Origin of the sequence: Terriglobus saanensis SP1PR4 (genome assembly GCF_000179915.2) — a bacterium.
GTDB classification, from domain to species: domain Bacteria; phylum Acidobacteriota; class Terriglobia; order Terriglobales; family Acidobacteriaceae; genus Terriglobus; species Terriglobus saanensis.
Genome location: NC_014963.1, coordinates 308,866 through 320,849 on the forward strand (window position 1 = coordinate 308,866; position 11,984 = coordinate 320,849).

Sequence of the window (11,984 nt, forward strand, 5' to 3'; positions counted from 1 at the left end):
ACCCGTTCTCGAATCAAGTCAGAGAAGAGCAGATGCTGAACTCGCGTTCCATAAAATATCTCCTCGCGCTCATTGCGGTGCTCGTGTCGATTGTGATTGCCATCGTCGCCCTCCGGGAGAAACAAATAAATAAGGGCGACGTTCTCTGGCAGATTGTGCACGAAGATTGCGTTCCCGATATGCAGGCGAACCATCTTGCTTCACCTTGCGTCAGCGTGGATCTTGCGCGCGGAGAAGCCGCAGGCTTCGTTGTGTTCAAGGACAAGCAAGGGAATACCCAATATCTCGTGATGCCCACGGCCAAGATCACAGGCATAGAAGATCCCGCAATTCTTGAGCCGAACGCGACGAACTACTTTGCGGATGCGTGGCAAGCCACTGCTCTTGTGGATCAAAGGCTGCATCAAACCCTGCCACGCACAGATTTGTCGGTTGCGATTAACTCCGTCAGTGGGCGCTCCCAGGACCAGCTTCACCTGCACGTAGATTGCATGCAGCCAGCGGTGAAATCGGCCCTCCAGCAAGTTGCACCTCAAATCGGAACGGCCTGGCAGACGTTGCCCGTCAGGTTGCGGGGCGATGAATATCGCGCGATGTGGCTCCCCGGCGCGGATCTGGACACGCGCAACCCGTTCCGCCTGCTCGCCGACTCGTTGTCGGATCCCGCGCGGGAGATGGGCAACCATACCCTCGTCCTGGTGGGAGCCGAGCGTTTGGGGAAGGATGGTTTCATTCTTCTCGATGGCAAAGCCCCAGCGCTGGCCACAGCAATCTCTTCCTGGCTCAGACTTGGCTACGGTGCAGGGGGCAAACTGCAGGACCATCAGTGCAGGGTGGCGAGCACGCTTGAAAGTAAGGAGAAACTTTGGAGATAACCGCGACAGCCTACTTACGCATCCCACTGCGCATGGTTCGTCCTTGTTTTCTCGTGATCGACCGGGAGTTTCCTGGAAGCATCTCCACCCGCAAACTCGTGCTGGAGACAGCAAAGTACAACGTCATCACGGCCTATAGCGCGCGCGAAGCCATCGATACCCTGCGGACGTTCCCTGCTGTTTCGGGCATCATTCTCGACAAGTCTATCCGTGATATGCCTTGCGCAGACCTTGTGCGCGAGATCCGTGCGATTGACCCCACGAGGCCCATCGTTCTCATCGCAGGGCCCTCGTTGGAGGTCTGTGACGATGCGGATTACATCCTGGAGTTCTACACTCCGGAGGCCTTGCTCGAACTCATCCGCAAGATCTGCCCTGCGGACGCCTCCGCGATTGCGGCGCGCACCCTCGAGCTGGAAAACCTGTAGCTACAGCATCTCCAGAAGCCCGGCCTCATCCAGCACCGCTATGCCAAGCTCACGCGCCTTCTCCAGCTTGCTTCCCGCATCTTCGCCCGCAACCACGTAGGTCGTCTTCTTGCTCACAGAGCCGGAGACCTTTCCACCCGCCGCCTCAATCTTCTCCTTGGCCGTGTCGCGGGTCAACGTGGGTAGCGTGCCTGTCAGTACAAACGTCATGCCGGCAAGCTGCGTTCCGCGCTCGCGCTTCTCCGCCGTCATCGTCAGACCGGCGTCTTTCAATCGCTGGACCAGCAGAAGATTTTTCTCGTTCGCAAACCACTCGCGGATCGCCTCAGCTACCTTCGGCCCAACATCGTTCACACGGGTCAGGTCTTCTTCCGTCGCGGAGATCAGAGCGTCCATGCTGCCGAATTCTTCGGCCAGCGTCTGTGCGGTGCGCTCGCCTACATGACGAATGCCCAGGCCCAGCAGCACGCGGGAGAGCGGGGCCGACTTGGACTTTTCAATCTCCGCCAGAAGAGACTCGGCGCTCTTCTGCCCAATGCGCTCAAGCCCCATCAGCTGCTCCAGCGTGAGTCCATAGATGTCCGCGACAGAATGTACCAGCGCCTCGCGCGTCGGCGCCTCGGCCACGGACTCTTCGCCTTCCCCCACTCCCGCTGTGGCGTCAACCGCTTCGGCAACTGTATGTCCCAGAAGCTGGGCTACTAGCGATTCGCCCAGGCCTTCAATGTTCATCACGCCGCGCGAAGCAAAGTGCCGCAGCTCTTCCTCCAACCGCGCGGGGCAACTGGCATTCACGCAGCGCCAGTCGACTTCTCCTTCTTCACGCACCACCGGCTCGCCGCATCGCGGACACACCGTCGGAAAAACAATCTCCTCTGTTCCGCGTGCGTGTATCTTGTCTTCGACGACATGCGTGATCTTCGGAATCACGTCGCCGCCACGTTCAACGGAGACGTGATCGCCGATCTTCAAACCCAGCCGCTCGATTTCGTCCGCGTTGTGCAGCGTCGCGCGCGTTACCGTCGTTCCGCCGATAAAGATCGGTTGCAGATCGGCAACAGGCGTCAGCTTGCCCGTCCTTCCTACTTGGAAGATCACACCGCGCAACTGGGTCACACCCGCACGCGCAGGGAACTTGTAGGCAATCGCCCATCGCGGAGCCTTGCCCGTGAACCCGAGCCGTTTTTGCAGCGCTGTAGCATTCACCTTGATCACAACGCCGTCGATCTCGTATCCCAGGCCGTCACGCTCGGCCTCTGCCTGCGCGATAAAGCCCAGCACTTCGTCAATTGTTCCTACCGTCCTCGCCTGCGCATTCACGCGAAATCCCGTAGCGCGCAGAGCATCGAGTGTCGCCTGTTGCGATTTCAGCAGCGTGTCGCCATCGCGCAGGAGAAAGTACGCGTAGAAGTCCAGACGCCGTTGCGCCACGATACTTGGCTCAATGGTTCGTATCGTTCCCGCCGCCGCATTGCGCGGATTCGCCGCCGCCGCCTGTCCCGCAGCCTCGCGCTGCCGGTTGAGTTCTTCAAAGGCAGACTGCGGCATGACCACTTCACCACGCACCTCGAACGTGCCTGGCAATCCCGCGGCCTTCAACTTTGCAGCAGCGATGCGCAACGGCACAGAGCGGATCGTGCGCACGTTGCTCGTGACGTCTTCGCCCACGCTGCCATCGCCCCGCGTCACGCCGCGCACCAGCTGGCCGTTCTCATAGTGCAGGGCAAGCGACAGCCCATCCAGCTTGTACTCGCAGGTGTACTCCACCGCGTCCGAAGCGGGAAGGGAAGTGGTCACGCGCTCCGCCCACGCTCGCAGCTCGGCTTCGTTGTACGCATTGTCCAGGGAGAGCATCGGTCGCGAGTGAGCGACCTTCGCAAATCCCTCGCGCGGCTTTCCGCCGACACGCTGCGTCGGAGACTCCGGCGTCACCAGCTCCGGATGTTCGGTCTCCAACGCCTTCAAAAGATTCACCAGCGCGTCGTACTGCGCGTCGGAGATCTCAGGCTTATCCAGGACATAGTAAGCGTGTTCGTGATGCTCAATCTCGGCGCGCAGTTCGGAGGCTCTTTGTTCGGGGGACATCTCGCGATTATAGAAACTCCGCCCGCTGCCGGGTCGCTGTATTCTCAACACACACCAATATGGAACCCGTTACGCATATTCTTACCGGCGCTGTTCTCGCTCGCGCCTGCGGCTTCAATAAGCGCGCCCGCTACGCGACGCTCGCCATGGCCATCGCCGCCGAGCTTCCGGACATGGACATCGTCCATGACGTGCAGGGGCCGCTGCACTACTTTCAGCATCATCGCGGCTGGACCCACAGCTTTCTTTGGCTCCCCGCGCAGGCGCTACTGTCCCTTGGAATCGTCTACTTCTGGCACCGCCTTAGCCGCAGGGACAAAGAGCGCGAAGGCGACCCGCCCCTTCGCTGGCTCTATCTTTTCGGCGTCTCGCTCATCGCGCTTGTCAGCCACATCCTGCTCGACTGGACAAACAACTACGGAGTACGCCCCTTCGCGCCTTTCAATCCACGCTGGTACCAGGGTGAGTTCGTCTTCATCTTCGAACCGCTGATCTTCGCCGCGCTTGTGTTCGCACTGATTCTTCCTTCGCTCTTTGCGCTGACAGACAGCGAAATCGGCGCACGCCGCACGCGCTTCCGCGGACAGGGCTTTGCCATCGCGGCGCTCGCCTTCATCGTGGCGCTCTGGGGCTATCGCTACACGCAGCACGAAAAAGCCGTTGCCATCGCCCAGCAGCAGATGTATCAGGGAGACGCCCCCGTCCTCCGCGTCGGGATGAACCCCTACGCCGGTACGCCCTTCGAGTGGTACGCCGTCGTGGAGACGCCCGCCTTCTACCAGACCGGCACCGTGAACACACGCCTCGGCACCATGGAGTTCACGCCACAGGAGATCTTCTGGAAGGGCGCTGTCACCCCGGCAACGCAGGCGGCCGATGCTGGCGAACTCGGCCGCGTCTATCTCGACTGGGCTAAATATCCGCTCGTCGACGACGTCGGCGTTCTGGTCCACAGCGACACGCCGGAGCTGAATGGTCTCCGCGCCGTCCGTTTCCGCGATCTCCGTTTCATGTTCAACACCTTTGCCTACAAGGGCCGCGACCACGCTCCGCTCAGCGGAATCGTCTACCTCGACGCGCAAAACCGTATTGTCCGTACGGAAATGAACGGGGCCCAGCAGAAGTAGTTCCTTGACCCGGCCCTTTTCGACGCCGACAATCAGAGATACATGGTCGCCTACCTCGTTCTCGTCCTTGCAGCGCTCAGCCGCTGCCTCCCTCACTGGATGCATACCGCCAGCTACGGCTTCACGGCAGTCGGCGCGGGGATGCTCTTCTTCGGTTCACGGCTGCAGGCCCGCAGCCGCTGGCAGGCGATTGTGGCCGTGCTCGCCATGGCCGCGACGGACTACTACCTCACGGTCTATGTCTACAGCTTTCCCTTTGCGATCTCCTCTTACGTGTTTACCTGGGTCTGGTACGCCGCCTTGGTGCTCTTCGCGTCGGCGTTTCTAGGGAGCAAGCGCACTGCCGTCCGCGTAACCGCAGCGGCACTCTTCTCGGCAACTGGATTCTTTGTCTGGAATAACGGCGCGGTCTGGCTCGGTAGTCATATGTATCCGCACACGCTCGCGGGTCTGGAAGCCTGCTACGCCATGGGTCTGCCGTTCTACCGCAACGACCTCGCCTGCACGCTTCTGCTCTCCGGCGCTCTCTTCGGCCTTCCTGTGCTGGTACGGGAGATGAGCGAGATGCTCCATCGCATCGGCAGCAACGGCTCCCGACCCGCCTGAACGAAAAATATTCCGCTACTTAAATAATCGTGTGCGTGAGTACCGCATGACCCGGCTCTTCCTCAAGCGCCGGGTCAACTTCGTACGTCCTTCCCGTAAATCAAGTATCAGAAGTTATCCCGCGTGGGAATAAATAGAGAGCCTGCGGGGTTCTGTCTACGTTAGACAACTGAGGCTGCGAGGAAGATAACAGCCAGTCTTATACGACTGGCGTTAACGACTTTGTGCGTCCAGATTTCATGCTGGAGCTACGAATGATGATCAAAAAAATCGATGCGCTTTCCACGGTGGTGGAGCGTTTGCAACAGAAACTCTATAAGTTCGACCAGAAGAAGCTGCGGAACAAGCACGTTCTTTCTCTCTCTCTCGCCGCGCTCACTGCGGCTTCCTCTTTCGCTCAAACAAGTTCGTTTACCCAGACCAATATCATCTCCTCTGATAGCTCCATCCCTGCGGCCAAGACCGACTCCCGACTGATCAATCCCTGGGGCCTTGCGATTGGGAAGGCATTCTGGATCGACTCCCCCGTCAGTGGTTTTTCTCTCGTCGTTGACCCGCAAGGAAACCCGCAACCACCCTTGGCCGTGGCCGTTCCCCCACCCGCATCAGCCGCACCCGGCACCGCAGGACAGCCCACCGGTGTAGTCTTCAACGCCGATACCGCAAACTTCATCCTCCCGGTCAACAGCCAGTCCGCGGTGTTCCTCTTCGCCACCCTCGGCGGCACCATCGCTGCATGGAACACGCCTCTCACGGCAGCCGTCACGGTAGCAGACAACTCTGCAGCCAAAGCCGTCTATACCGGTCTCGCCGTCGATGTAAACTCCACCGGATCGTTTCTGCTGGCTGCGAATCAGGCCAGCGGAGCCGTCGATGTATTTGATAGCAAATTCGCTCCGGCTCAACTCGCCGGTACCTTTGCTGATCCCACATTGCCTACGGGATTTCATGCGTTCTCAGTGCATATCATCAATGGCCAGGTTTTCGTGGGTTATACCCAGATAGATCCTGCTACAGGCAAGAGAGTGCTCGGCGCCGGCCTTGGCTTCGTCAATATCTTCGACCTCAACGGAAACTTTGTGAAGCGCGCGATCAGCAACGGAAATCTCAATGCTCCCTGGGGTATCGTTCTTGCCCCCTCTGGCTTCGGTAGCTTCAGTGGCGACCTGCTCGTCGGCAACTTCGGAGACGGTGTCATCAACGTCTACGATCCCACCAACTTTACCCTGATCGGTCAGGTACAGGACTCCAAGGGAAATGTTCTCGTCAACTCCGGCCTCTGGGATCTCGTCTTCGGCGCTAAAGGCGTTGGCGACCCCAATACCCTCTTCTTCGCAGCGGGCGTGAACGCTACCAAAGGCGGCCTCTTCGGTTCCATCGCCGTCGCCGCTCCGCCTGCAGGCAGCGGAGACTTCACTCTGGCCGCCGCTACACCGACCGTTTCGGTCACTGCGGGACAAAGCGCTACGGTGAGCCTCTCGCTTGCCGGAACGAACGGTTTCACCGGTGCGATCGCGCTTTCGTGCTCGGGTCTGCCGACAGGCGATAACTGCACCTTCAACCCTGCAAGCGTTACCCTCTCGGGAACCGCGGCAGCGACCGACGTGGTCACCATCACCACCGCCCCCCATCAAGCGTCCATCGCAGCGCCGCACCGCAATGGAAAGAGTCCGTTCTCTGGAATCGCTCTGGCCTTTGCCGGTCCCCTCGGTATGCTCGCGCTCGTCGGTCTTCGCCGCCGTTCCGCAAGTCTTCGTGGAGCTGTGCTCGTGATTGCAATGTCGTTCCTATCTTTCGGAATGATTGGTTGTGGCGATGATTCATCCCACCCTACAGCGCCAGTCACCACGCAAGTCATGATCAACGCCACTGCTGGCGGCACAACGCACAGCATCCCTGTTACGCTTACCGTCAACTAAAAGTTGCTACGCCGAGACAGCATCGTGCGATGGTCCGCAATTGAACCATTTCACGATGCTGTTTTGTCTTAATGAGATTGCTTGTTCTACAGGCTAGAGCTTCGAAACTTCTACTGAGTCTTCCTCTACCGGAAACTCCGTCTCACTCCGCCCGGAAAACAGCTTCCGCATGATCCAGACCGTCAGCCCCACCAGTAGAACCCCCGCTACCGTCCACATCACCGCCGCATGTTCATGCAGGCCAAGGCGGAACTCCCGCAGGAGTGCCGGTCCAAACGTGAGGAAGAGGATCGAGCAGACCAGGAACTGGACCAGCTTTCCCAGAAAGATCGCTGTCGCAAACGGCAGCGGCTTCATCTCGAAGACGCCCGCTGCAAACTCAAAGAGCTTGATCGGTGTCGGCGGAGGCAACATCGCCGGGATCATGATCGCCAGGAACTCCTGCTTTTCGAACCGGTCGCGCATCCGCTCATACCGCTGGCGATTGATTCGCTTCAGTAGAAACAGCTCTCCACCCGCGCGACCTACAAAGTAGGGCACCAGGCTTCCGATACACGAAGCCAGCGCGGCGACCAGGCAGTACAGGACAAACCGTCCATGGTTTCCCTGCACATAGATCAGGACCGTGCCATCCATGGACGTAGGCAGAGGAATCAGCGCGGCATCCACGAAAGATAGTCCGGCCAGCCCCCAGATACCTAGCGGCTTCATCGTCGCCATGATCACCAGGCTCGACTTTTTCAGAAATACGATCGGATGCAGTTTCACTGGGAGCTTTTCACCGTAGCCTACGATTCTAACGGCTCGGCATGCTCTGTTTTGCCCGCCAGAAGGTCAAGCGCATGGGGAACCAGCGGTAACACCGTCCGCAAGGACGCCACCGCGCCCGCCGGATTTCCAGGCAAATTCAAAATCAGCGTTTGTTTGACTGTCCCACACACACCGCGCGAAAGCGCCGCCAACGGCGTCTGTTTTGCCCCGTCCAGCCGCATTAATTCGCTCAGTCCGGGCACCATCCGCGTGCAGACCTCCATGGTCGCCTCGGGGGTAACGTCGCGCGGGGCCAAACCGGTCCCGCCAGTGGTTACCACTAGGCTGGCGCTCTTTGCGGAGGCACGCAGTGCCGCCGCGATCGTCGGGATCTCGTCCGGAACGACCACCGTGCATACCACGGTAAAGCCGGATTCGGTCAGCAAACGGGCCAGAAGGGGGCCGCTTCCGTCCACACGTGTGCCCTGAAAGCACCCATCGGAGACCGTAATCACTGCTGCCGTTCGTAGAAGAGGCTCACCCACCGCATGATTGTACGGTTCTGGGACATGAAAATGAGAGAATGAAGAGACGCTGCTCCGTAGCGAAACCCTTGCACTCATTTCAGAGTCTTTAACTTCATAGATGTCCATACTGCAAACGCCATCCGAGCGCGATCCCAAGAAGCCCGAAGTTCCTCTTCCCTCGCGCTACAGCGATTTGGAGCACCATGAACTGATCTATCTGCTCGACGAGGTGGATGATGAGCGTGCACGCGCCCGTTTCCGCGAGTCCGTCTACATCTCCTTTATCGTCTGGCTGCTCCTGCTCGGCCTCATCGTCTATGGTCCCGTATATCTCTGGCATACGCCGCGCCTTCTGGCGGTCACACCGGACGAAAAACACCACCCCAGCATGACGTACCTCGATATTCCCAAGGATCTCGCGCGCAGGACGCCGCCACCACGGCCGACGCCGAACGTCTCCGAGCGCAGCCAGCAGTCGCAGAGCCCGACGCCTTCGCCCGCTCCGGCCATGCCGAAACAGGGACGTCCCTCACCTCCCGCACAGCAGCCGACGCCGACACCCGCTCCCCAGCAACAGGCTGCTCCACAGCAGCAGGCGCCGCAACCCCAACAGCCGCAGCGTTCCTCTCCTGTCCAATCTCGTCAGGCGCCCCTTGTGGACAGCCCCACCCCCGCGCCCACCAAGCCCAGCTTCGCCACGGGCGGAAGCGCAGGTTCCCAGATCGCACAGGCTACGCGCGGCGCGCGGGGTGGTGGAGACTCCGGCAACTACGGCAACGGTCCACAGCGCTCCGGCGGCGCAGCCATGGGTACGCAGATCCTTTCGGACATGCAGGGCGTCGACTTCAGCAAGTACCTTGCCCGCCTTCTGGCGGATGTAAAACGCAACTGGCTTCCGCTCATCCCGGAAGAGTGCCGCCCTCCGCTCAGCAAACAGGGCATCACCGGCGTCCGCTTCACCATCGCCAAAGACGGCAGCATCAGTGGCATGAATCTCGACTATTCCACGCATGACGACGCCATCAACCGCGCTGGTTGGGGATCGATCAAAGCGCTGGGATCCGCGCAGCCTCTTCCGCCGGAGTTCCACGGGCCTAACCTCGAACTCCGCATCGAGTTCCGTATCAACAAGGACCCTCAGTAGCATGGGGACGCCGCGTGAAGGCGCAGAACGCATACGCCAGGAACGCACGCGCCAGGTCCGTGGACTTCTCATTCTGCTCGCATTCATTCTTCTGGGGACGGTCCTGCACGTTGGTGTCCGCAACGTCTTCCTCCCCGGCTGGTGGAGAGTCCGGTGAGCGATCCCCTCCTTCTAGCCATCGTTGGCCCCACCGGAAGCGGTAAAACTGCCCTCTCGCTGGCCCTGGCTGAAGAACTGAACGGCGAAATCGTCTCCTGCGACTCCGTCTCCATCTATCGCGGTATGGAGATCGGTTCCGCCAAACCCACTGCAGCGGAACGCGCACGCATCCCGCACCACATGCTCGACGTCGCCGACCCCAGCGAGGCTTACACCGCAGGCGACTACAGCCGCGCCGGACGCGAGGTCCTCGCCGACCTCCACTCACGGGGCAAAACTCCCATCGTTGCCGGAGGTACGGGTCTTTACCTGCGCGCTCTGCTCGATGGCCTCAGCCCCGTTCCGCCGCGCGACGAAGAGCTGCGCAAACGTCTTCGCCATTCCGTCCAGCGTCATGGCGATGCGCATCTCCACAGCCTGCTCAGCCGCATCGACCCGAAGGCGGCGGCACGCATCCATGCGAACGATCAGTCGAAGCTCCTCCGCGCCGTTGAAATCTCTCTGCTCGAACGCCGCCCCCTCAGCGCACAGTTCCACGCCGCCCCTCCGGAGCCGCTCAAAGAATTTCGCATCGTGAAAATTGGTCTTACGCCGCCCCGCGCCATCCTGTACCAGCGCCTCGACACGCGCGCGGCGGAGATGTTCACGAACGGCCTCGTAGAAGAGACGCGCTCTCTAATTGCCCGTTATGGGAAGGACTGCCGCGCCCTCACCTCGCTCGGCTACACCCAGGCTGTTGCAGAAATCAACGGCACATTGACGCACGAGCAGGCCGTTGCTTCCGCCCAGCAGGGCCACCGTAACTACGCCAAGCGGCAACTCACCTGGTTCCGGGCGGAGCCTGATATCCACTGGATCGAAGACTTCGGTGCACCGTCGCTGAAGCGGGCGGCGGAAATCATCCAGTCCCTATGATGGACGAGACGAATTACAGGACCGCCACTTCCTGAACTGGCGGTCGCAGCGTTACGATAGCGAAATGGCATCCAGCGAAATTATTTTCGAAGTCGTCGACAGTCTGGACGGAGGCTTCGAGGCGCGCGCGCTGCAGGCCGCCATTTTCACTCAGGCAGAAACTATGGCCGAGCTTCGTGAAGCCGTCCGCGATGCCGTTCGCTGCCACTTCGAGGAAGAGAACGCGCCTGCACATGGATGACGTAGTACTTGGATTCTGAAGCTAATCCATCTTCTGATTTGTCATCCCGTAGCGAAGCGAAGGGATCTGCTGTTGTTTTTGATTCCCATTGAAATCCATTTGTGCGCTCCGCGCGACCCCACCCTTTCGCAAAGGGCGCGAAAGAATGGGGCACAGGTTAAACAAAGAGGGGCAGCTTTCAAGCTGCCCTTTCGCATCGCAGAAGATTATTCAGGAACAACACTCAAACCTTCGGTCAGACGAAACCGCACAATCGACTCCGCAGGGATATCGATATCGCGATTGCCCGTCGTTCCGGCAATCAAGGTTCCTGCACCGCCACCAGCCAGACCGCCGACCAGAAGGCCAACGCCGCCCGTAGCGATTCCGCCGATCAACATGCCCACACCGGCGCCGCCGCCGATCCATGCGGCAGAGCGCTTGCCCTTACCCTTCTTCGTGCGGGTCAGATGGCCCGTCGAAAGAGGATAGCGGTGGCCGTCGAAGGTCATCGAGGTCAGACGCAGGGAAAGGATCGAAGAACCCTTGAAGTGTCCACGTTTGTGCGCCGCGCTCACCACACCGGCTACCGGCGTTCCACGTGGAACAATCAGGCGGCCATCGTCGCCCGTGATGCCTTCCGCCAGTGTGCCATCGAAGGGATCGCCCGCCATCGCTGTCTTCACGCTGATGTGCTGGTTCACACGGATCGCCAGAGTCGTTCCCTCGGCAATGTGGACATCCAGGGGACGAATCACGGCTGCGCCGCCCGCGACTGGCTGACCTTGTACCGGCGCGCCTGCAGCCGGTGCATTGGCCGCTGTCGTTGGAGCGGGTGCCGGAGCGGCGCCTGCATTAAAGTCCGTTCCTCCTGGAAGTGTGGAGGGATTCGCGCCTGCTGGTGTGGTCGTGGTGACGACCGAAGCTTCCTTCTGTCCTGGTGCGGGAGGACGCACAATGCTCGTAATTGTGTTGCCGCTGCGGTCGACGGAGACCACCTGCTGAGGCTGGCCGGTGGCAATCGCCTGCTGCTTCGCGGCGTCTACCGCTTTATCCTGCTTCGACTGGCAACCGCTCAGCACCAGCATGGAAAGAACCAGCATGCCGGCCGCGGTCGAGATGCGGTGGCGCAAAGGAACTGCGGAAAGTCTGTTTTGTGTAGGCATCGTTCGTCCTCAATCTGTCCGGCGTTCCCGGCGTGTAAATCCTGTATCCACACGCTGTGATGC

The 11,984-nt window shown here is 60.2% G+C and carries 12 protein-coding genes; 8 read left to right on the forward strand and 4 right to left on the reverse strand.

The annotated features are described in order from the left end of the window. The first annotated feature begins 32 nt into the window (after positions 1 to 32). Complete coding sequence (locus ACIPR4_RS01275; RefSeq protein ID WP_013566833.1) at positions 33 to 875, forward strand: CDP-diacylglycerol diphosphatase; 843 nt, start codon at positions 33 to 35, stop codon at positions 873 to 875. After that, complete coding sequence (locus tag ACIPR4_RS01280; protein ID WP_013566834.1) at positions 866 to 1,303, forward strand: DNA-binding transcriptional response regulator; 438 nt, start codon at positions 866 to 868, stop codon at positions 1,301 to 1,303. Before ACIPR4_RS01275 ends, ACIPR4_RS01280 begins: the two co-directional genes overlap by 10 nt. Here the strand turns inward: ACIPR4_RS01280 and ligA are convergent, their stop codons facing one another. Next, complete coding sequence (gene ligA, locus ACIPR4_RS01285) at positions 1,304 to 3,388, reverse strand: NAD-dependent DNA ligase LigA (protein ID WP_013566835.1); 2,085 nt, start codon at positions 3,386 to 3,388, stop codon at positions 1,304 to 1,306. Positions 3,389 to 3,447: 59 nt separating this feature from the next. Here ligA and ACIPR4_RS01290 point away from each other — a divergent pair, with 59 nt between their 5' ends. From ACIPR4_RS01290 to ACIPR4_RS01300, 3 genes are all read left to right on the forward strand, one after another. Beyond that, complete coding sequence (locus ACIPR4_RS01290; RefSeq protein WP_013566836.1) at positions 3,448 to 4,515, forward strand: metal-dependent hydrolase; 1,068 nt, start codon at positions 3,448 to 3,450, stop codon at positions 4,513 to 4,515. 42 nt (positions 4,516 to 4,557) lie between these two features. After that, the gene (locus tag ACIPR4_RS01295) at positions 4,558 to 5,121 is read left to right on the forward strand and encodes a DUF6580 family putative transport protein (protein ID WP_013566837.1); all 564 of its coding nucleotides are present in this window, start codon (positions 4,558 to 4,560) and stop codon (positions 5,119 to 5,121) included. A gap of 254 nt (positions 5,122 to 5,375) precedes the next feature. Then, entirely contained in the window at positions 5,376 to 7,040 is a 1,665-nt protein-coding gene (locus tag ACIPR4_RS01300) for a TIGR03118 family protein (protein ID WP_013566838.1), read from the forward strand. A 93-nt stretch (positions 7,041 to 7,133) separates the two neighbouring features. On the opposite strand, the gene ACIPR4_RS01305 is transcribed toward ACIPR4_RS01300, so the two are convergent. Both ACIPR4_RS01305 and ACIPR4_RS01310 read right to left on the reverse strand, forming a co-directional pair. Continuing rightward, complete coding sequence (locus ACIPR4_RS01305; RefSeq protein ID WP_041585865.1) at positions 7,134 to 7,808, reverse strand: YqaA family protein; 675 nt, start codon at positions 7,806 to 7,808, stop codon at positions 7,134 to 7,136. A gap of 20 nt (positions 7,809 to 7,828) precedes the next feature. After that, a complete protein-coding gene (locus tag ACIPR4_RS01310) occupies positions 7,829 to 8,335 on the reverse strand; it encodes a MogA/MoaB family molybdenum cofactor biosynthesis protein (RefSeq protein WP_013566840.1) in 507 nt (168 codons plus the stop codon). A gap of 100 nt (positions 8,336 to 8,435) precedes the next feature. On the opposite strand from ACIPR4_RS01310, the gene ACIPR4_RS01315 reads away from it, so the two are divergent. From ACIPR4_RS01315 to ACIPR4_RS21995, 3 genes are all read left to right on the forward strand, one after another. Beyond that, a complete protein-coding gene (locus tag ACIPR4_RS01315) occupies positions 8,436 to 9,461 on the forward strand; it encodes an energy transducer TonB (RefSeq protein WP_013566841.1) in 1,026 nt (341 codons plus the stop codon). 153 nt (positions 9,462 to 9,614) lie between these two features. Beyond that, positions 9,615 to 10,535 carry a tRNA (adenosine(37)-N6)-dimethylallyltransferase MiaA gene (miaA, locus tag ACIPR4_RS01320; RefSeq protein ID WP_013566843.1) on the forward strand — a complete coding sequence of 307 codons (921 nt, stop codon included), beginning with the start codon at positions 9,615 to 9,617 and terminating at the stop codon, positions 10,533 to 10,535. Between the two features lie 64 nt (positions 10,536 to 10,599). Further along, positions 10,600 to 10,776: a 2-oxoisovalerate dehydrogenase, E1 component subunit beta gene (locus ACIPR4_RS21995; protein ID WP_013566844.1), complete on the forward strand. Its 177-nt coding sequence runs from the start codon at positions 10,600 to 10,602 to the stop codon at positions 10,774 to 10,776. Between the two features lie 206 nt (positions 10,777 to 10,982). Here ACIPR4_RS21995 and ACIPR4_RS01330 read toward each other — a convergent pair whose 3' ends face one another. Further along, a complete protein-coding gene (locus tag ACIPR4_RS01330; RefSeq protein ID WP_013566845.1) occupies positions 10,983 to 11,921 on the reverse strand; it encodes a hypothetical protein in 939 nt (312 codons plus the stop codon). Between the last annotated feature and the right edge of the window lie 63 nt (positions 11,922 to 11,984).